Source organism: Microbulbifer agarilyticus S89, from assembly GCF_000220505.1.
Classification (GTDB): Bacteria; Pseudomonadota; Gammaproteobacteria; order Pseudomonadales; family Cellvibrionaceae; genus Microbulbifer; species Microbulbifer agarilyticus_B.
Map to the genome: position 1 here is coordinate 44,815 of NZ_AFPJ01000025.1, position 19,714 is coordinate 64,528.

Below are 19,714 nucleotides of genomic sequence, written 5' to 3' on the forward strand. Positions count from 1 at the left end.
CGCATTTTGCAGAAATTCCAGGGACTTGCCATGTCAGTGATGCTAAAAGCCGAAAACCTACACCACCGAGTCAGCACTAGTGAGGGCCCACTGACCCTCCTGAACGACATTTCCTTGCAACTCCCAATGGGCCAGAGCCTCGCCATCACCGGCGCCTCCGGCTCCGGTAAATCCACGCTTCTCGGCCTGCTGGCGGGGCTCGACCGCCCCACCGAGGGCAAGATCTGGCTGGCTGGCGAAGAAATCACCGCGATGGACGAAGAACAGCGCGCGGCACTGCGCGCCCGCTGCGTCGGCTTCGTATTCCAGACCTTCCAGTTGCTGCCCGGCCTCACCGCGCAGGAAAACGTCATGCTGCCCAGTGAACTACGCGGAGAACGTAACGCCGGCAAACGTGCGCAGGAGTTCCTCGAGCGCGTTGGTCTCGGCCACCGGTTGCACCACTACCCGCGCCAGCTCTCCGGTGGCGAACAGCAGCGCGTGGCTATCGCCAGAGCGTTCTGTAGCATCGCCAACGACTCTTCGACCGCCGACAACGGCATTTTGTTCGCCGACGAGCCCACCGGCAGCCTGGACGCCCACAACGGTGAAAAGGTCATTGACCTCTTGTTCAAGCTGAATGAAGAGACCAACACCACCCTGGTACTGGTCACCCACGAACAGCGTCTGGCGGAGCGCTGCGGCGCACACCTGCGGATGGCGGCCGGTGAAATCACCACCGCCGACCTGCCCGACAACTACCTGGGCGACCAGGCGGGGGTGTCTGTCTGATGCTGCCGCTGAAACTACTGGGCCGCGACTGGCGCGGGGGCGAACTGGCCCTCATCGCCACCGCACTGGTCCTCGCTGTTAGCTGTGTCACCGCGATTGCGCACTTCTCCGATCGCCTCACCCGCGCCATGCACATCCAGTCGCAGAGCTTTCTTGCCGCAGAACGGGTCGTGCAGAGCAGCAAGGTGGTGCCGCAGGAATGGCTGAGCAAGGCCGAAGAATTGGGCCTCGAACAGGCACAAACCACCACCTTTGCCTCGATGCTCTCCGCCGGTGATGAATTCCAGTTCGCCTCGGTGAAAGCCGTCACTAACGCCTACCCGCTGGTTGGCCACCTGGAAATGCGCGCCAACGCCAGCGATGAACCGCGCACGGTGCAACAGGGCCCGGTACCCGGCGAGGTGTGGCTGGAAGCCCGCCTGCTGCCGCTGATGGACCTGCAAATCGGCGACCAGCTACAGCTGGGCGATGGCGATTTTGCCATTACCGGCATCCTCGACCACGAGCCGGATCGCGGCGCCAACCTCTTCTCCATGGGCGCGCGCCTGATGATGCACCAGTCGGATCTCGCCGCCACCAACATCCTGCAGCCCGGCAGCCGCGTGACCTATCGCTACCTGTTCTCCGGTGACGATGCCGCGCTCAACAGCTACTTCACTTGGCTGAAACCGCAGCTCACCGAACACCAGCGCGTGATCGATCTGGAAGAAGGCCAGCCGCGGGTGGCGCGCACCCTGGATCGCGCCGAGAGCTTCCTGTTCCTCGCCGCCAGCCTCGCAGTACTGCTCGCCAGTGTTGCCGTGGGCCTCGCCGCACGCCGCTACGGCCTGCGTCACGCCAACTACGTGGCAGTGATGAAAAGCCTCGGTGCCGGCAAAAATAAAATCCTCGGTATTTATATCGGCCAGATGACCGCGCTCGCTCTGATTGCCACCGCCATCGGCCTGGCCATCGGCTCACTGATTCAGGCCCAGGCGGTAAACCTGCTGGAAGGTTTCTTCCCGGTTGCGCCGCCACCCAGTGGGATTCAGCCGCTGTGGGTTGGTCTCGCCACCGGCGTCGCCTGTGTTATCGGTTTCGCCATGCCGCCGCTGTTCCGCCTGGCCCAGACCGACCCTATGCAGACCCTGCGTCAGGACTGGAGCAACCCGGACAAGCGCGAATGGCTCGGCCTGATTCCCGGCCCGCTGTCAATGTTGCTGCTGATCTGGTGGCTGTCCGGCAGCCTCGCCATCACCCTTGCCCTGCTCGCCGGTCTCGGCCTGCTGATTGCCGGTGCCGCCGTGGTGAACCGACTGCTGGTACGCGGTCGCCTCGCTTCCCTGGGCGGTAGCTGGCGCATTGCGCTCGGCAGCCTGCAGCGCCGCGCCGGCTTCAATACCCTGCTGATTGCCGCCTTCGGTACCGGGCTGCTGGCCATGCTCGCCATGTTCTACGCACGCACCGCGCTAATCGACGAATGGCAGATGCAGCTGCCGGAAAATGCCCCCAACCATTTCCTGGTGAATATCGCTCCCTACGAGCTGGACGGCGTAAAGCAAAAAGTTGAAGGCAAAAACCTCGAGGGCACCGAGTTCTACCCCATGGTGCGCGGCCGCCTGATCGCGGTGAACGGCACCCCGGTGAACGAACGCGAGCAGAAGGACGGCTCGATCCGCCGCGAACTCAACCTCAGCTGGACAGATACCGTTCCCGCGGACAATAAAATTGTTGCCGGCGAATGGTGGAGCGAAGACCTGAACGAAGGCGTATCAGTGGAAGTAGAAGTCGCCGCGCGACTGGGGCTGAGTTTGGGTGACGTACTGCGTTTCTCCATTGGCGGCCTCGAAACCGAAGCCACCATCACCAGCCTGCGCACCCTCGACTGGAACAGCATGCGCCCCAACTTCTTTATGCTGTTCGCCCCCGGCAGCCTGGACACCTTCCCGGCCACCTACATCCAGAGCTTCTACCTGCCGCCGGAAGACAAACTGTTCGTCAACGAACTGGTGAAAAACTTCCCCAGCGTCAGCATCATCGAACTGGATAAAATTCTCGAGAACATCCGCGAGACCATTGGCCAGGTGGCCATCGCCGTGGAGTCCGTACTCGCACTGATGCTCGTCGCCGGCGTGCTGGTACTGGTTGCCGGCGTGCGCGCCAGTATTGCCGAGCGCTTGCAGGAAGCCGCGGTAATCCGCACACTGGGCGGCCGTCGCCAGCTGCTGATTCGCAGCCTGATGATTGAATTCGGCTTGCTCGGCGTAGCCGCCGGCCTGCTGGCATCCATCGGCACCGAAGCCACACTGGCCGTGCTCACCCAGCGGGTATTCGACATGCCCTTCCAGTTCCATCCAGGGCTGTGGGTGATTGGACCTCTGGCCGGCGCGTTGCTGGTGGGTACTGCCGGCACCCTGGCATGTAGAAGTGCAGTCAGTCAGCCTCCGCTCAAGGTCTTGCGCGAATTGGCCTAAACATTCAGCTTTCTTTGTTAGCAAAACAACGAGAAAGCTAGCGAAGTAAAAAGTTAAATGCGAAGGTAGTGAGCGGGGATGCATTTTCAGAAGCGTCGGCGACATGGACGTCGCCGACGCAGCTTACAGGGATGTATTTATAGCGGTTCTGAAAATGCATCCCCGCTCACTACCGCCACATAAGATATTCAAAGCACAAAAATGATCGATCTCGAATTCGACAAGCAGCACGTCTGGCACCCCTACTCCTCCCTGATCAACCCACCACCTGTCTACCCAATCGCTCGCGCCGAAGGCGTCCGCATTTATCTGGAAGACGGCCGCGGATTAATTGATGGAATGAGTTCCTGGTGGAGCACCCTGCACGGCTATAACGTTCCCGAACTGAACACCGCCATGCAGGCCCAGATGGAAAAAATGAGTCACGTCATGTTTGGTGGCCTCACCCATGAGCCCGCAATCGAACTGTGCAAAAAGCTCGTGGCGCTCACCCCGGAACCACTGCAAAAAGTCTTCCTGTCCGACTCCGGTTCCGTCTCCATCGAAGTCGCCATCAAAATGGCGCTGCAATACTGGCATTCCCAGGGCAAGCCAGAAAAAAGTAAATTGCTGGCACTGCGCAACGGCTACCACGGCGACACCTTCGGCGCCATGGCCACCTGCGACCCGGTCACCGGCATGCACCACCTGTTTGCCAAACTGCTGCCCCAGCATCTGTTTTCCCCGGCCCCAACACCAAAGTTCGGTGAGCCATGCGCGGACAGCGACACCGCAGAAATACAACAGCTGATCGAACAGAATCACGAGAGTCTCGCGGCCGTCATTCTCGAGCCCATCGTGCAGGGCGCAGGCGGCATGCGTTTCTATTCGCCAGAATACCTGCAACGCGTCCGCGCACTGTGCGACCAGTATGATGTGCTGCTGATCGCCGATGAAATTGCCACCGGCTTTGGCCGCACCGGCAAACTGTTTGCCTGTGAACACGCAGAGATCTCACCCGACATCCTCACCCTGGGTAAAACCCTGACCGGTGGTGTACTCACCCTGGCCGCCACCCTGTGCACCGATAAAGTTGCCAACGGCATTTGCACCGGTGAGGCCGGCGTATTTATGCACGGCCCTACGTTTATGGGTAACCCCATGGCCTGCGCCGTGGCCAATGCCAATATCGAACTATTGCTCAAAAGCGACTGGAAACAGCGTGTTCGCGATATTGAACAGCAGCTGCAACATGAACTCGCGCCGTTAAAAGATGCTCCAGGCGTTGCCGACGTACGCACATTGGGCGCGATTGGCGTGGTGGAAATGCAGCAGCCTGTGGATAACAAAACGCTGCAGGAGAGCCTGATCGAGCAAGGTGTGTGGTTGCGCCCATTCGGCAAGCTGGTTTACACCATGCCACCTTACGTGATCAGTTCTGAAGAGCTTACACAATTGACCGGTGCCATGAATAAATCGCTGTCCGAGCTATAAGTCGAGTCGCAAATATTTAGTCCGCATAAAATCCCCATAAAAAAAGGCGCTGCCGGAATACGGCAGCGCCTTTTTTCTAACTACGAACTACGGCTGTAAATCAGTATTTTACACTGCAGCCATACGCGCGCGAGGAAGCCACCTCAATGGCCTTGCCCGCCAGTGACGCATCCAGAGCCGCCGCCACGTAGTTGGCGGAATCCGGGATCACGGCCGGGTTCGCTGAATCGTTATCATCGATGGCACCGGCGTAGACTACTTCGCCTTCCGGATTGATGATAAACATATGCGGCGTGGTCTTGGCGCCATAAGCACGGCCCATGCTGCCATCGCTATCGAGCAGGAACGGTGCACTCGCTTCCAACTTGTGGTTCTTCGCCACATCCAGCGCCTCGGCCGGCTCAAGATAGCCCTGCTTGCCCTTTGCCGAAGAAATCACGGTCAACCAATTGATATCTGCGTCCGCGTACTTTTTCTGCAGCGCCTGCATGTTGCCGCTACCGTAGTGCTTTTTCACGTAAGGGCAGTCTTTGTTAAACCACTCCAGCACCAGCCACTGGCCTTCATAATCCTTCAGCTTGTGGGTTTTGCCAGCGGCATCCACTTCGCTAAATGCCGGCGCCCTCTCACCCGGCACCGCAGCCGCCAGGGCCAACGTTGGCAGAGCAAACAGCACGGCGCTGCCCAGGAATTTAGCAATCGAACGTTTACTACGCATACCTTGTTTCATCACGACAGTGCATCCTCTTTGGTTACAGTGTTCCGGGTTACTACTCACTAAATAAATCTTTGATCATGCTGACCTGCAAAATCTGCGGCAGCAGTACCGGCGTTCGCTCACCCGCCGGGTACCAGGCATACACCGGTACCGAGTTGCGCCCCAACTCGCCCAGTGCACGGGTAATTTCCGGGTCTTGATTGGTCCAGTCGGCGCGCACCAGATAGACATCATTTTTGCGGAACAGGTCGGCAACTTCCGCCGTATCCAGCACCAGTTTTTTATTCACCTGACAGGTAATGCACCAGGCCGCGGTGTAATCAATAAATACCGCCTGCCCACGCGCCAGCGCCTGACCAATGGCATTGCGGTCATAGGGCTGCCATCCCGCTGTCACGTCTTGCTGCTGCACGCTACCACTGGCAACGCCCTGCTCCTGCAGGCGGTTTGCCGCGCTGAAGCTTGCCACGAGCGCTGCCAGCACCAGCCCCCAGGCCAACCAGCGGCTACCGCGGAATGCGTGGCGCCCTAACCAGAAGGCGAACACGATCACCAGCATCAGCATTGCGCCGATCAGCCAACCGCTCTCGCCTACCAAACGCCCCAGTACCCACAACAGCCAAATCACAGTGGCATAGAGTGGGAAAGCCAGCGCCTGACGTAGAGTTTCCATCCACGGGCCCGGTGCGGGTAAGCGGTTCAGCAGCGCCGGGAACACGCACAGCAGCACAAATGGCAGTGCCAGGCCGATACCCAGGCCGAGGAAGATCGCCATGGCACTGTATGCCGGCAGCAAGGTAGCGGCACCCAGAGCCGCGCCCATAAAGGGGCCGGTACAGGGAGCCGCGACAAACACCGCCAGCACACCGGTTGCAAAACTACCGCCGCGGCTGCGCCCTGCCACATTCATCAGGTGATGGCCAAATTCATACAGGCCGCTGAAGGACAAGGCCATCACCCAGAACAGCAGAATCAATCCCAGCACCACCGATGCCGATTGCAGCTGGAAACCCCAGCCAATGGCCGAACCGCCTGCGCGCAATACCAGTAACAGTGCACCGAGTGCAGCAAAGGTCACCAGCACCCCAGCAGCATAGCGTAGCCCCTCCTTCACGCGATGCGCCGCCTGGCCATCGTGCCCGGCCAAACTGAACAGCTTGATCGAGAGTACCGGGAATACGCACGGCATCAGGTTCAGGATTGCACCGCCAGCAATGGCGGCCAGTACCAGCAGCCACAGAGGTTGCGTGTTTGCTGGCCCAGTCGCGGAAGCCACAGCACCGGCCGCATTCGCCGCACCGGCCCGAATTTCCTCATCGTCCAGCTGCCAGGCCCGCTCGCCGTCGCTCACGACAAAGCCGGTGGTTGGAGGCATGGGCGCGCCGGGCACTCGCTCAAAGGTATAGCGAATGTTGTCACCGGCCTGCGCCACCTCTGGCGCTTTTGCCGTCAGCAACCCGCCGTCGAGTGGAAAGACATCCGGAGAGGACAGCTCTGCTCCCGCGTCCCGCGGCGCCAGCTCAAGCTGAAGGGTGTCGGCTTGTGGTGAAGCGGTAACCGCCGCTACCTGCCAGGGAAAATTCTCCGCAGTGGCCTCAGCCGGGACCATCGCCAGGAAGCGGTCCCGCAGCTGCTTTTCCTGCGGCTGCCAGTCGGCTGCGGTGCCCACAGGCCGCGACAGGGTCATGATGCCGTAGCCGGGAATGCAATCTACCTTGCACACCAGCCACTCCAGATTCACCACAATATCCATCGCAGCAGCGTCTGGGGTCACCTCAAACAAATAGGCGACATCGCCCTCGTAACCGAGGTTGGTCAGGTGCTCGATGGGCAGGCGTACCGGGAATGGCCATTGGATAGGACCCACCTCACCGGTGGCACCGGCAAAATCAAAGCGCGGCGCGGCTCCGGAATCCCCGGCATTGCGCCAGTACACATGCCAGCCAGGGTCCACCTCAAAGTAAAAACCAATAGTCTCGGCACCCGGGCCAAAGGTGTCAGGCACCAGCCATCGCACCTTGACGTGGTCGCCACTGGCGGTTTCCTGAGCGGTAGACAAACCACTCCAGCAGGCCATCAGTAGCAGAAAGGCCAGGAAAACAGTGCGGTTAAAACTCGAAAGCAACAAATGTAACTCCAACTTACCGTGGTAACCCGGCGGACCGGATCCTATTTATACTGACCAACTATCTAAATGGATTGCCTACACCTCCGCAAGCCCCTGGCTCCCAGTCTCGACAGAAGGTGTCAGGGAAAGGATCAACAGCGAGTACATGCTTCCGCAGGCCGCCGCTGGTAAAATTGCCGCCACGCAACTCCCGGAGCCCCCATGAGCAATCCCACACAATCAACCCCAGTGCGCCTCACCCAGTACAGTCATGGCGCTGGCTGCGGCTGCAAGATCTCGCCCGCGGTACTCGACAAGATTCTCGCCGATAGCGATGCGCCACAGATGGACCCGAACCTGTGGGTTGGCAACCACTCACGGGACGACGCCGCGGTATACGGTCTGGATGGGCAGCTGGGCGTAGTTTCGACCACCGATTTCTTTATGCCCATCGTAGATGACCCCTACGATTTTGGGCGTATCGCCGCGACCAACGCCATCAGCGACATCTACGCCATGGGCGCCGACCCGCTGATGGCCATCGCCATCCTTGGCTGGCCGGTAAACCTGCTGCCACCTGAGGTGGCGCGCGAGGTGATTCGCGGCGGCCGCGCGGTATGTGCCGATGCCGGCATCCCGTTGGCCGGCGGCCACTCCATTGATGCGCCAGAGCCCATCTTCGGCTTGGCAGTGACCGGGGTTGTGAAAAAGCAGCGCCTGAAGCGCAACGACAGCGCCCGCGCCGGCGACAAACTGTTCCTTACCAAACCACTGGGCATTGGCATTCTGACCACCGCGGAAAAGCAGGAAAAACTGCGCCCCGAAGATGCCGGCACAGCCCGTGACCTTATGTGCACCCTGAACCGCCCGGGCAGCCGCTTCGCACGCATGGATGCCGTCAGCGCAATGACCGACGTCACCGGCTTTGGCCTGCTTGGCCATCTGGTGGAAATGGCCGATGGCAGTGGCCTCACCGCGCGTATTCGCTTTGATGCAGTGCCGCGTATCGCTGGGGTCGACCACTACCTACAGCAGGGCTGTGTACCTGGCGGTACTGAACGCAACTTTGACAGTTACGGTCACCGGGTGAGTCTCGCGAACGCAAACCAAAAACAGCTCCTTGCCGACCCTCAAACCAGTGGTGGTTTGTTAGTTGCGGTGGCGCCGCAGCAGGAAGCGGAGTTTCTCGCCGCCGCCGCGGAGTTTGGGCTGGAGCTGCAACCAATTGGTGAACTGATAGCACCACACCCTGAGGGAGCACAGCATGGCCCTGCGGTGATTGTGGAATGAGTGGCGCCCAAAGCAGACCAGACAGCAAAGATTACCGGGAAATCTTTCTCAGCGATCGGCCGCTGATCGACACCCGTGCCCCGCTTGAATTCAATAAGGGCTCCTTCCCCTGTGCCACCAGCCTGCCGTTGATGACCGACGCAGAGCGGCAAAAGGTCGGCACCTGTTATAAACAACAGGGCCAGGACGCAGCCATAAAGCTGGGACACCAGCTGGTAAGCGGCACGATCAAAGAAGAACGGGTGCACGTCTGGGCGGAATTCGCCCACAAGCATCCGCAGGGCTACCTGTTTTGTTTCCGCGGAGGTCTGCGCTCACAGATTAGCCAGCAGTGGCTGCAGGAAGCGGGCGTCGATTACCCGCGAATACAGGGCGGTTACAAAGCTATGCGTACCTTCCTGCTCAATGAAATAGAAAGTGCCGTCAGCGAATGTCAGTTTACCCTCGTGGGCGGTATGACTGGCACCGGCAAAACCGAAGTGCTCAACGTGCTCGCCAACGCGGTAGACCTGGAGAAACATGCCAACCACCGCGGCTCCACCTTCGGAAAACGCGCTACACCACAACCGTCGCAGATCGGCTTCGAGAATGCCCTGGCTATCGACTTTTTAAAGCGCCGCGCGGCAGGCCAGTACCACTTCGTGCTGGAAGATGAAAGCCGCTTGATCGGTCGCTGCTCCGTGCCCTTCTCATTACATCAGCAAATGCGCAGCTATCCGCTCGTATGGCTGGATGATGTGTTCGAGAGCCGAGTTGAGCGTATCCTTAAAGACTATGTCATCGACCTGTGTGCGGAGTTTGTCAGCAAACATGGCGAGGATCAGGGCCCGGCAATATTTGCCACGTCGCTTCAGCAAAACCTGGCCAATATCACCAAACGTCTTGGTGGAGAACGATATAGGCAGCTAGCGAACACGATGGCACAGGCTCTCGAGCAACAGGTAGCCACCGGCAATGTCGACCGCCACCGCGACTGGATCAGTAGCCTGCTGCGAGACTACTACGACCCAATGTATGACTACCAAATTGAAAAAAATGCGGAGCGCATTGCGTTTCGCGGTACGCAGCGGGAAGTGGTGGAGTACCTACGGGAACACGCGTCAACGTAACGTCGGCGCACTATGGCCGCAGACCCATTGCCCGAAATGTTAAGAGGTTTTGGAGCTGCGGAGCCAGGTAAACCCAAAAGCCGCTGCCAACGCCAAGCCAACCAGAGCCACGCCAAGAAATACCGCATCTGATGTAAAAAGGGTTAAACCAACTGCAGGCGACGTGAGCACCGCGAATACTGAAAAATAGAGTGCTAACAGGCCAAGCCGCCAGTATTTCACCAGCAATAAATAGATGATCAAAGGCGCAGAGACAGCGGTCAAGAGCACAGCTGGGGTGAATGCAGCGGCGCCCAAATAATACGCCGCTATTGATAAAAACACCGCCAGCAGACCAATAGTGATATTCATGTGTTCCTTCATTTTATTCACGCTGCAGTCACTTGCTATGAGCTATATTGCCACGCATTGTTCAGCTGAGTTCCATTTCAGAGCAACTCTGGAATCGACTGTGACCGGCCTACCTTTACTTAGCTCTAGCTTTTTAATAGTTTCCGCGACTATTTTCGGTGTAACGACAATAGGAACTTCAAATTCCAGCTCAGACCAAGGCGCCTTCTTTTGCCCTGCACACCAAACACGTAGCAAATGTACTGGCCACAATACTTCGCCACAAATCCAGATATAGTCATTTCCGTTTACGTGAATTTTTCGTGTTTTATTTTTCACGTTTAATCGTCATTACCAGGCTCATAACGCCCACAGCAGGGGCGAATTACCTTTTGCAGGTTTTGCGCAAAAATGGGGGCAAAGTGACCTGCGCAAAAGATGCACAAGGTAATACGTCCCGCAGAGGCCCAAGGGGCCGACGCTTCATTACCTGTGCTTGTTATGTATTGACGTGGCACTTACTTGGAGTTCCCGGATGACGCTAAGGCCACTAACAGCTGCATTGCCTGCTCGTCAGTAAAACCTTGTTTTTTAAGAGATAAATAAAGCTCTCTGTAGTATTTGGATTGAGCTTCTAAAAGCTCTGGGCTACTGAGTGCTTCTAGCTGAGCTTTCAGCATAGGAACCAGTACTTTCATATTTGGACCGACGCTAGGTGGCGGCGGCATTTGGGTCTGGGCGCTCACCGAGCCAACGAAGGCGCATAGCCAAATCGGGAAAATTGTGACTAATTTTTTCATTCTTCTTCCTTGATAAGTACGAATACATAACGCGTCAATAACCGACAGCCTACGCAAAGCGTAGGCTGTCCGGCGCCGCAGGCGCGCAGCTCATTGACTTGCTACATTGCTTTCGCTACGTAGTTCGATTCATGATTCAAGTGACTCTTGGCCCATGACTTGAGAGAACGCTTTAATTTTTCATTAAGAGTTTCGACCTCAGGGAATATGATCAAGCAGCCAATCTCTGTGTATTTTAACTTGCCTTCACTTGAAGGACAGAAGTAGCTGATAAACCCAAATAGACTCTCTTCACCATCTGCCACATACGCGACCTTTTCTTTGCAAGAGTGAGCCCTGCATCCAGAAACAAAGTAATCACCACTTTCCATTTTCTTGACGCGACCGGGCGGACCGCCGAGACCTACCAATGCCTGCTCATGAACTGGCGCATCAAAAAAATATGCACCTTTATAAACTGAAAAGTAGTTACTAGTGTAACTTCGAAAGTCTTCACTCTGCACTAGATCGCTTGACAGCTCAAGCAGAGAAATATCAAAAGACTTTGCCCACCCGCTGACCGGAAAAATCAGAAAAGATAGTATGATGCAGAATTTTTTCATGTAACCCCCAAGAAATGTAACGCCCACGGCAGGGGCGGATTACCTTACGCGCTTTTTGCGCAAAAATGGGAGCGAAGCGACCGCGCAAAAAGTGCATAAGGTAAGCCGTCCCGCGGAGGCCCGAAGGGCCGGAGCTCCTCCGCCCGTGATTGTTATGTTTGATCTCTGTGCGTGGCCCCTAAATGTACGGTTCTTTGCCGATAGCTCTCTTCAAAAGCGACTAGAGAGGCTAGTAAACCAGCCAGAATCACTCCAAAGACCGCGTAAACAGCGAGCGAAAGTATAGATGTTGCGGAGAATCCTAAATAAATTCCAGGAATTATGCTGATCGGGACAAGAGCAAGAACAAAAATTGAACTGAAATGCAGAACTTTGATGACCGCCAGTAGTGGCTTAAGATTTTCGCTTTTTAGATTCTTATATCCAAACATTTACTATTCCTTGGTTCTGCACTGCTGAAACATAACAGTTTTATTCATTGGCCCAGGTCATTTGTTACAAATGGCTTTTGCTCCTGAGATGCAGTATATGCCATCCAAAATAATCCTTATAAAATCAGGCATTTAGCGTGCAATAAACGTTGAACAAAAACGTCAAAAGAAACCTGTGTGTATTGCTCTTCGAATTTAAATGGCTCTTATATTTTTGCGCATAACCATATAAATCAATGAGTTAGCCTACTCCAATCCGGGAACACACGCCATAGGCTGCTGAACACGGTGGAGTTTGGGAAACTTTTACATGAAATATACGAGATTAGTGGTTTCTACAGGCATAAAAAAGCCACCCGAAGGTGGCTTTTTTAGCAGGAAGAACCTTGCTGATTACCAGCCAGTTACTTCCTTCAATACGTCGCCGATCTGCGCCAGGCAGCTAAATGTTTTCACACCGGCGTATTCCAGGGCAGCGAACTTGTCATCGCGGTACCTTTACCACCGGAGATGATCGCACCGGCGTGGCCCACGCGCTTTCCGGGAGGAACTGGCCGGTATTGGGAATGATCTCTTCGCCGTGTGCGCCGCGCTTGCCAGCGCTAGCGCCAGCAGGAAGAATAGGGATAGTTTCATCGTTGCCTGTTGCCCGGTTGGATATCATAGAAACTACAGCCTGGTGTCAGTTACGGCCTTGCCACGCCTGCAAAGTCTAGTCGGCCAGGGTGCAGTGCCGGATGCAGGCGGACGGCAGTCGCGACAATTGCTGGACCAGCCAAGCCACCACACGAGTGCCTGCTTATGTTTACCATGTTCTACGACGGGCGCTGCCCGCTATGCATGAAAGAAATCGCACACCTGCGGCGCTGGAATACCGAGGGACGGGTGCGCTTTGTGGATATCAACAGTGAGTCCTTCCGCGAGGACTACCCCGAAGTAGACCCGGACGCCGCGATGGCAGTACTGCATGGGCAGCTGGCAGACGGGCGCATCGTCAGCGGCTACGAAGTCACGGTGGAGGCGTGGGAGCAGGTCGGCAAGGGTCACTGGGTACGCTGGCTGAAGTGGCCCGGCATACGCCGGCTCAGCCCACTGGTGTATGGCCTGTTCGCGCGCCACCGGCACAGCCTCGCGCGGCTGCTGACCGGCAAGGCGCGTTGTGACAATGACGACTGTCGAATGGACTAGAGACACTGATGAAAACGAGCAAACCGGAACCGATCGAACTGGGGCCCTTAAGGCAATTGCGCAGCGGCCAACTGGAACAGCTGGAGCAGCGCTACCGGGTCAACCTTATCAACAGCCTGTCGGGCTTTAAGAGCGCCAATCTGATTGGCACCGCAGATGCCGGGGGCCACACTAACCTCGCCATTGTCAGCTCAGTGGTACATCTGGGCGCGAACCCGCCGCTGGTGGCCTTTATCAACCGTCCTGACTCGGTGGAACGGCATACCCTCGATAACCTGACAGACAGCGGCTGGTTTACCGTCAACCAGGTCAACGACGATATCTGGGAGCGCGCCCACCAGACCTCTGCGCGGTACCCGCGCGGCATCTCGGAATTCCAGGAAGTACAGCTCACCCCTATACCAAGCGAGATTTGCCCGGCGCCCTACGTGGCGGAAAGCCGGCTGCGCTTTGCTTGTGAGGTGGTGGAACGCACACGCCTTGAGATCAACAGTACTGTGATGGTGATCGGCCGCATTGCCGAACTGCAGGTGTGCGACGCTGCAATAGCAGAAGATGGCTATATCGACATTGAGGCGCTGGGCACACTCGCGGTCAGTGGCCTCGACAGCTACCACCGCACCGAGCGCCTCGGCCGCCTCAGCTACGCCAAGCCAGGCCTGGCACCGCGCCGTATCGATAAGCCCTGAGCAGGCCAGCACAAGGCAAGCGCGGATTTGCGCCTGTGTGGAGGCGGTTGGTGCCACGCAAAGAGGATTCCTATGGTCATGGAGTGCATGAACTTCATCGTGGACTCTCCCGGTTTCAACGCTGCTTCTTCCTATCTTGGATAATTCTGCGGACATAAAAAAAGCCACCCGAAGGTGGCTTTTTTTATCAGAAAGGAACTTGCTGATTACCAGCCAGTTACTTCCTTCAGTGCGTCGCCGATCTGCGCCAGGGAGCGAACGGTTTTAACACCGGCGTCTTCCAGAGCAGCAAATTTCTCGTCCGCGGTACCTTTACCACCGGAGATGATCGCACCGGCATGGCCCATGCGCTTTCCGGGAGGAGCGGTTACACCAGCGATGTAGGAAACCACTGGCTTGGTGACGTTTTCCTTGATGTAAGCGGCCGCTTCTTCTTCAGCGGAACCGCCGATCTCGCCGATCATTACAATGGCTTCGGTCTGCGGGTCGTTCTGGAACATTTCCAGAATATCGATGAAATTGGAGCCCGGGATGGGATCGCCACCGATACCTACACAGGTAGACTGGCCGAAACCGTGGTCAGTAGTCTGCTTAACGGCTTCATAAGTCAGGGTACCGGAGCGGGATACGATACCCACTTTGCCCGGCTTGTGAATGTGACCAGGCATGATGCCGATCTTACATTCACCCGGAGTGATAACACCCGGGCAGTTCGGGCCGATCAGGCGCACGCCCAGCTCGTCACACTTAACCTTGGCCTGCAGCATGTCCATGGTAGGAATGCCTTCAGTGATGCACACGATCAGCTTGATGCCGCCGTTGGCCGCTTCCAGGATGGAATCCTTACAGAAAGGCGCCGGTACATAGATTACGGAAGCTTCCGCACCAGTCGCTTCTACGGCTTCTTTTACGGTATTGAAAACCGGCAGGCCCAGGTGAGTCTGGCCGCCTTTGCCCGGGGTTACACCACCGACCATTTTTGTACCGTACTCGATAGCCTGCTCGGAGTGGAAAGTACCCTGGGAGCCGGTGAAGCCCTGACAGATGACTTTAGTGTCTTTGTTAATCAGTACTGACATGATTATTTACCCTCCGCAGCTTTAACCACTTGCTCTGCCGCGTCGGTCAGGCTGGTGGCAGCGATGATGTTCAGGCCGCTGTCGCTCAGGACCTTGGCACCCAGGTCTGCGTTGTTACCTTCGAGGCGCACAACAACCGGGATAGTAACGCCCACTTCTTTCACTGCGCCGATTACGCCTTCTGCGATCATGTCGCAGCGAACGATGCCGCCGAAGATGTTGATCAGAACGGCTTTTACGTTCTCGTCGGACAGGATGATTTTGAACGCTTCAACAACGCGTTCTTTGGTCGCGCCGCCGCCAACGTCCAGGAAGTTAGCCGGCTTGCCGCCGTGCAGGTTGACGATGTCCATGGTACCCATGGCCAGGCCAGCACCGTTTACCATGCAGCCGATGTTGCCATCCAGTGCTACATAGTTGAGGTCCCACTTGGCTGCGTGTGCTTCGCGCTCGTCTTCCTGAGACGGGTCGTGCATTTCACGCAGGTCCGGGTGACGGTACAGCGCGTTGCTATCGATAACGATCTTGGCGTCCAGGCAGTGCAGGTTCTTCTCTGGCGTGATGACCAGCGGGTTGATTTCCAGCAGGGCCAGGTCTTTTTCTTCAAACATTTTCGCCAGACCCAGGAAGATCTTGGTGAACTGCTTGATCTGGTCGCCTTCGAGGCCCAGTTTGAACGCCAGTTCACGGCCCTGGTAAGGCTGTGCGCCTACCAGTGGGTCGATGATGGCTTTCAGGATTTTTTCCGGAGTCTCTTCCGCAACTTTCTCGATCTCAACACCGCCTTCGGTGGAGGCCATGAAAACGATGCGACGGGTAGCACGATCCATCACCGCACCCAGGTACAGTTCCTGGTCGATGTCGGTGCAGCTTTCTACGAGGATGCGGGAAACCGGCTGGCCGTTTTCGTCTGTCTGATAAGTTACCAGGTTGTTACCCAGCCACTTCTTCGCGAATTCTTCAATTTCCGCTTTGGAGTCCACCAGCTTTACGCCGCCCGCTTTACCGCGGCCACCAGCGTGTACCTGGGCTTTAACAACCCACTTGTCGCCGCCGATTTCGTCTGCTGCCGCTGCTGCTGCTGCCGGGGTTTCCGCTGCAATGCCTTGGGAAACCGGCAATCCGTATGCTGCAAACAGTTGTTTGCCCTGATACTCATGCAAGTTCATAGTCAATACCAATTCACATTTGAAATGTGTTTACCAATTGCAGATTACTCTGCACCTTTACACAGCGCTCTGGTGCTGCCTGTTTGCAAAACCAGAGCCCTGAAATGAAACCGGGGCGGCTGTTATAGCCGCCCCGAAATATCACGTCGCTTACTTACGCTTTTTACGGTTTGCGATATGGATCGCGTGACCGTTCGCAGCAAGCGCAGCTTCTTTCACCGCTTCAGACAGGGTCGGGTGGCCGAATACGGTCATGCCGATGTCTTCTGCGCTGGAGCCGAACTCCATGGCGATCGCTACTTGCTGAACCAGGTCAGCAGCAGACGGGCCAACAATATGTGCACCCAGTACGCGGTCGGTTTCCGCGTGCGCGATGATTTTCACCATACCGTGGGTATCGTTGGCTGCCATGGCGCGGCCGGAAGCAGCAAACGGGAATACGCCCACATTGTAGGGCTCGCCGTCGGCTTTCACCTGTTCTTCGGTGCGGCCTACCGCAGCGATTTCCGGGTGGGTGTAGATCACGTTCGGGATCACGTCGTAGTTCATCATCGGCTTCTGGCCGGCGATGCGCTCGGCAACCACTACGCCCTCTTCAGAGGCTTTGTGCGCTAGCATCGGGCCACGCACCACGTCGCCCACGGCCCATACGCCCGGCGCAGAGGTCATGCACAGGTCGTTTACGTAGATGAAGCCACGCTCATCCAGTTTCACGCCAGCGTCTTCAGACAGCAGGCCTTCGGTGTACGGACGACGGCCCACACATACGATCAGCTTGTCGAAGGTTTCCTGGTGCTCTTTGCCATCTTTGTCCTGATAGGTAACGACAACTTCTTTACCTTTCACTTCGGTGCCGGTTACACGGCAGGACAGGCGGATGTCGAGACCCTGCTTCTTGAAGATCTTCTGGGATTCTTTGGCGATTTGCTGGTCCATGATCGCGAGGAAGCTATCCAGGGCTTCCAGAACCACCACGTCGGAACCCAGACGGTTCCACACAGAGCCCAGTTCCAGGCCAATAACACCAGCACCGATCACACCCAGACGCTTGGGTACTTGGGTGAATTCCAGTGCACCGGTGGAATCAACAATGATCTTGTTATCCACAGGCGCCGGCGGGATGTTTACCGGAACAGAACCGGAAGCCAGAATAATATTTTCTGCTTCGTAGGTAGTGCTCTTGCCGTTGTGGTCGGTCACTTCAACTTTCTTGCCCGCAAGCAGCTTGCCGGTACCTTCAATGGAGGTCACCTTGTTGGCCATAAACAGGCCGGCAACACCACCGGTAAGCTTCTTAACGATGTCGTCCTTGCGGCCGATCATTTTCTTAACGTCAATTTTGACCTTGGCTTCGATACCGTGGATGTCGAAATCGTCTTTGGCTTCGTGGTACTTCCAGGAGCTGTCCAGCAGCGCCTTGGAAGGAATACAACCAACGTTCAGGCAGGTACCGCCATTAACGGTCTTGCCATCTTTGTTTACCCATTTTTCAACACAGGCAGTCTTCAGGCCCAGCTGGGCTGCACGAATAGCTGCAACATAACCACCGGGGCCAGAGCCGATTACGATTACGTCAAATTTTTCTGACATGGTCTGTTCCAAATTTGAGTGGATTCAACGAATGCGGAATTGTTACCGCATGCCCGGGTTTCTTCCCGGATTTCCCTGAGACGGTCTTGTTGCCGTTGATGCCAGCTCGAACGGCTGGCTCATTGTGCGGGCGACCGCTTGGGGCCGCCCTTTCTCCAAATCTAACCTGCTTACACTTCCAGCAGGATACGCGCCGGGTCTTCGATCATTTCTTTGATCGCAACCAGGAAGCCAACTGCTTCCTTACCGTCGATCAGGCGGTGATCGTAAGACAGCGCCAGGTACATCATTGGCAGGATTTCTACCTTGCCGTTGACCGCCATCGGGCGCTCCTGAATCTTGTGCATACCGAGGATGGCGGTTTGCGGTGGGTTCAGGATCGGGGTAGACAGCAGGGAACCAAACACACCACCGTTGGTGATGGTGAAGGTGCCACCGGTCATCTCGTCAATAGACAGCTTACCGTCACGGGCGCGCACGCCCAGGTCACGGATATTGTTTTCCATATCCGCCAGGCCCATGTTCTCTGCGTTACGCAGAATCGGTACTACCAGGCCTTTCGGGGAGGAAACCGCAACACCAATGTCCTGGTAACCGTGGTATACGATGTCGTTACCATCGATGGACGCGTTCACTGCGGAGTAACGCTTCAGCGCTTCTACTGCTGCTTTTACAAAGAAGCCCATAAAGCCCAGGCGAGTGCCGTTGTGGGTCTTCTCGAACAGGTCTTTGTAGTTCTTGCGCAGATCCATGATCGGCTTCATGTTCACTTCATTGAAGGTAGTGAGCATGGCAGTGGACTGGGAAGCGTCGAGCAGGCGCTCGGCGATGCGCTTGCGCATACGGGTCATTGGCACACGCTTCTCAACGCGCTCACCCGCAGCAACTTCTACCTGCGCGGCAGCAGCCGGCGCGGCAGCAGCCGGTGCAGTGCCTGCCTTCATCACGTCTTCTTTCAGTACGCGACCGCCTTTGCCGGTGCCTTCAACACCCGCCAGGTCAACACCTTTTTCCGCTGCCATTTTCTTGGCAGACGGCATCGCAATTTTCTCATCCGCTGCAGCGGGAGCTTCGGCGGCCGGCGCTTCTTCTGCGGCTGGCGCTGCCTCGGCAGAGCCGCCAGCACCTTCTTCGAACTTGGCGATGACTTCATTGGAGAGAACGGTGTCGCCCTCGCCTTTGATAATTTCACTAATGGCGCCGTCAGCCGGTGCAACGACTTCCAGCACAACTTTGTCGGTTTCGATATCCACGATCAGTTCATCGCGGGACACAGCTTCACCCGGTTGTTTGTGCCAGGTGGCAACGGTGCCGTCCTGAACAGATTCCGGGAATGTTGGCGCTTTAATCTCGATGGTCATTGTTCCTGTTTCCTGAGATTTTCGAGGATGAGGAACGGCACCTGCCACTCACAACATCCTGCTCTTTCGTTGTACTGCTGCCTTATTTGACAGTCAGCGCCTCGTTGATGAACGTATTCTGTTCTTCCAAGTGGGTGGACATGTAACCCGCCGCCGGTGCAGCGGATGCCGCGCGGCCGACATATTCCAGTTCCAGCTTGGGATGTGCTTCTTTCAGCAGGCGACGCAAGTGGTGCTGGCTGGAGTACCAGGCGCCCTGATTCATGGGCTCTTCCTGACACCAGGCAACGCTCTTGATGTTCTTGAATGCGGAAACCGCGCTCAGGAACTCGTCGTCCGGGAACGGGTACAGCTGTTCCAAGCGCACAAAAGCCACGTCTTCTTGCTCGCGCTCCATGCGCGCTTCCAGCAGGTGGTAGTAAACCTTACCGGAGCAGATAATCAGACGCTTCACCTTCGCCGGATCCACACCGTTATCCTGGATCACGTTCTGGAACTGGCCGTTGGCCAGTTCATCCAGGCTAGAGGTCGCGAGCTTGTGACGCAGAATCCAC

The 19,714-nt window shown here is 56.7% G+C and carries 17 protein-coding genes and 2 pseudogenes; 7 read left to right on the top strand and 12 right to left on the bottom strand.

Going from position 1 to position 19,714, the window contains the following annotated elements; all coding sequences use genetic code 11:
• Positions 1–30: 30 nt before the first annotated feature.
• From AS89_RS17135 to bioA, 3 genes are all read left to right on the top strand, one after another.
• Complete coding sequence (locus tag AS89_RS17135; RefSeq protein ID WP_010131869.1) at positions 31–771, top strand: ABC transporter ATP-binding protein; 741 nt, start codon at positions 31–33, stop codon at positions 769–771.
• Positions 771–3,224, top strand: coding sequence for an ABC transporter permease (locus tag AS89_RS0107460; RefSeq protein WP_010131870.1), 2,454 nt, complete (start codon positions 771–773; stop codon positions 3,222–3,224). The genes AS89_RS17135 and AS89_RS0107460 overlap by 1 nt, the downstream gene beginning before the upstream one ends.
• Positions 3,225–3,425: 201 nt before the next feature.
• The gene (gene bioA / locus AS89_RS0107465) at positions 3,426–4,697 is read left to right on the top strand and encodes an adenosylmethionine--8-amino-7-oxononanoate transaminase (RefSeq protein WP_010131871.1); all 1,272 of its coding nucleotides are present in this window, start codon (positions 3,426–3,428) and stop codon (positions 4,695–4,697) included.
• A gap of 100 nt (positions 4,698–4,797) precedes the next feature.
• On the opposite strand, the gene AS89_RS0107470 is transcribed toward bioA, so the two are convergent.
• Together AS89_RS0107470 and AS89_RS19050 are read right to left on the bottom strand one after the other, a co-directional pair.
• Positions 4,798–5,415, bottom strand: a complete 618-nt coding sequence (locus tag AS89_RS0107470; RefSeq protein ID WP_100169302.1) for a thioredoxin family protein — start codon at positions 5,413–5,415, stop codon at positions 4,798–4,800.
• Positions 5,416–5,467: 52 nt separating this feature from the next.
• A complete protein-coding gene (locus AS89_RS19050) occupies positions 5,468–7,543 on the bottom strand; it encodes a protein-disulfide reductase DsbD family protein (protein ID WP_010131873.1) in 2,076 nt (691 codons plus the stop codon).
• Positions 7,544–7,744: 201 nt separating this feature from the next.
• Here AS89_RS19050 and selD point away from each other — a divergent pair, with 201 nt between their 5' ends.
• Positions 7,745–8,812, top strand: a complete 1,068-nt coding sequence (gene selD / locus AS89_RS0107480) for a selenide, water dikinase SelD (protein WP_010131874.1) — start codon at positions 7,745–7,747, stop codon at positions 8,810–8,812.
• Positions 8,809–9,921 carry a tRNA 2-selenouridine(34) synthase MnmH gene (gene mnmH / locus AS89_RS0107485; RefSeq protein WP_010131875.1) on the top strand — a complete coding sequence of 371 codons (1,113 nt, stop codon included), beginning with the start codon at positions 8,809–8,811 and terminating at the stop codon, positions 9,919–9,921. Before selD ends, mnmH begins: the two co-directional genes overlap by 4 nt.
• Positions 9,922–9,960: 39 nt before the next feature.
• Here the strand turns inward: mnmH and AS89_RS0107490 are convergent, their stop codons facing one another.
• From AS89_RS0107490 to AS89_RS18550, 5 genes and pseudogenes are all read right to left on the bottom strand, one after another.
• Positions 9,961–10,272, bottom strand: a complete 312-nt coding sequence (locus AS89_RS0107490) for a hypothetical protein (protein WP_010131876.1) — start codon at positions 10,270–10,272, stop codon at positions 9,961–9,963.
• Positions 10,273–10,769: 497 nt separating this feature from the next.
• On the bottom strand, positions 10,770–11,051 hold the full coding sequence (locus tag AS89_RS0107495) for a hypothetical protein (RefSeq protein WP_010131877.1): 282 nt from the start codon (positions 11,049–11,051) through the stop codon (positions 10,770–10,772).
• A gap of 101 nt (positions 11,052–11,152) precedes the next feature.
• Positions 11,153–11,653, bottom strand: a complete 501-nt coding sequence (locus AS89_RS0107500) for a hypothetical protein (RefSeq protein WP_010131878.1) — start codon at positions 11,651–11,653, stop codon at positions 11,153–11,155.
• A gap of 152 nt (positions 11,654–11,805) precedes the next feature.
• Entirely contained in the window at positions 11,806–12,084 is a 279-nt protein-coding gene (locus AS89_RS0107505; protein ID WP_010131879.1) for a hypothetical protein, read from the bottom strand.
• 393 nt (positions 12,085–12,477) lie between these two features.
• Positions 12,478–12,632: pseudogene (locus AS89_RS18550) on the bottom strand (succinate--CoA ligase subunit alpha); the annotation flags it as partial.
• Between the two features lie 253 nt (positions 12,633–12,885).
• On the opposite strand from AS89_RS18550, the gene AS89_RS0107510 reads away from it, so the two are divergent.
• Both AS89_RS0107510 and AS89_RS0107515 read left to right on the top strand, forming a co-directional pair.
• Positions 12,886–13,272: a thiol-disulfide oxidoreductase DCC family protein gene (locus AS89_RS0107510; protein WP_010131881.1), complete on the top strand. Its 387-nt coding sequence runs from the start codon at positions 12,886–12,888 to the stop codon at positions 13,270–13,272.
• 8 nt (positions 13,273–13,280) lie between these two features.
• Entirely contained in the window at positions 13,281–13,961 is a 681-nt protein-coding gene (locus AS89_RS0107515; RefSeq protein WP_010131882.1) for a flavin reductase family protein, read from the top strand.
• Between the two features lie 206 nt (positions 13,962–14,167).
• Here AS89_RS0107515 and sucD read toward each other — a convergent pair whose 3' ends face one another.
• The 5 genes and pseudogenes from sucD to AS89_RS0107540 all read right to left on the bottom strand — a co-directional run.
• A complete protein-coding gene (gene sucD / locus AS89_RS0107520) occupies positions 14,168–15,040 on the bottom strand; it encodes a succinate--CoA ligase subunit alpha (protein WP_010131883.1) in 873 nt (290 codons plus the stop codon).
• Positions 15,041–15,042: 2 nt separating this feature from the next.
• Positions 15,043–16,209, bottom strand: a complete 1,167-nt coding sequence (gene sucC, locus AS89_RS0107525) for an ADP-forming succinate--CoA ligase subunit beta (RefSeq protein WP_010131884.1) — start codon at positions 16,207–16,209, stop codon at positions 15,043–15,045.
• A gap of 150 nt (positions 16,210–16,359) precedes the next feature.
• The gene (gene lpdA, locus AS89_RS0107530) at positions 16,360–17,799 is read right to left on the bottom strand and encodes a dihydrolipoyl dehydrogenase (RefSeq protein ID WP_010131885.1); all 1,440 of its coding nucleotides are present in this window, start codon (positions 17,797–17,799) and stop codon (positions 16,360–16,362) included.
• 170 nt (positions 17,800–17,969) lie between these two features.
• A complete protein-coding gene (gene odhB, locus AS89_RS0107535; protein ID WP_010131886.1) occupies positions 17,970–19,160 on the bottom strand; it encodes a 2-oxoglutarate dehydrogenase complex dihydrolipoyllysine-residue succinyltransferase in 1,191 nt (396 codons plus the stop codon).
• A gap of 82 nt (positions 19,161–19,242) precedes the next feature.
• Positions 19,243–19,714: pseudogene (locus AS89_RS0107540) on the bottom strand (2-oxoglutarate dehydrogenase E1 component); the annotation flags it as partial.

Coding starts and splice junctions, on each gene's coding strand:
- sucC (WP_010131884.1), bottom strand. CDS start 16,209: ATGAACTTGCATGAGTATCAGGGCAAACAACTGTTTGCAGCATACGGA.
- AS89_RS0107510 (WP_010131881.1), top strand. CDS start 12,886: ATGTTTACCATGTTCTACGACGGGCGCTGCCCGCTATGCATGAAAGAA.
- mnmH (WP_010131875.1), top strand. CDS start 8,809: ATGAGTGGCGCCCAAAGCAGACCAGACAGCAAAGATTACCGGGAAATC.
- AS89_RS0107490 (WP_010131876.1), bottom strand. CDS start 10,272: ATGAATATCACTATTGGTCTGCTGGCGGTGTTTTTATCAATAGCGGCG.
- bioA (WP_010131871.1), top strand. CDS start 3,426: ATGATCGATCTCGAATTCGACAAGCAGCACGTCTGGCACCCCTACTCC.
- AS89_RS0107495 (WP_010131877.1), bottom strand. CDS start 11,051: ATGAAAAAATTAGTCACAATTTTCCCGATTTGGCTATGCGCCTTCGTT.
- AS89_RS0107470 (WP_100169302.1), bottom strand. CDS start 5,415: ATGCGTAGTAAACGTTCGATTGCTAAATTCCTGGGCAGCGCCGTGCTG.
- odhB (WP_010131886.1), bottom strand. CDS start 19,160: ATGACCATCGAGATTAAAGCGCCAACATTCCCGGAATCTGTTCAGGAC.
- AS89_RS0107460 (WP_010131870.1), top strand. CDS start 771: ATGCTGCCGCTGAAACTACTGGGCCGCGACTGGCGCGGGGGCGAACTG.
- AS89_RS0107505 (WP_010131879.1), bottom strand. CDS start 12,084: ATGTTTGGATATAAGAATCTAAAAAGCGAAAATCTTAAGCCACTACTG.
- selD (WP_010131874.1), top strand. CDS start 7,745: ATGAGCAATCCCACACAATCAACCCCAGTGCGCCTCACCCAGTACAGT.
- AS89_RS0107500 (WP_010131878.1), bottom strand. CDS start 11,653: ATGAAAAAATTCTGCATCATACTATCTTTTCTGATTTTTCCGGTCAGC.
- AS89_RS17135 (WP_010131869.1), top strand. CDS start 31: ATGTCAGTGATGCTAAAAGCCGAAAACCTACACCACCGAGTCAGCACT.
- sucD (WP_010131883.1), bottom strand. CDS start 15,040: ATGTCAGTACTGATTAACAAAGACACTAAAGTCATCTGTCAGGGCTTC.
- lpdA (WP_010131885.1), bottom strand. CDS start 17,799: ATGTCAGAAAAATTTGACGTAATCGTAATCGGCTCTGGCCCCGGTGGT.
- AS89_RS0107515 (WP_010131882.1), top strand. CDS start 13,281: ATGAAAACGAGCAAACCGGAACCGATCGAACTGGGGCCCTTAAGGCAA.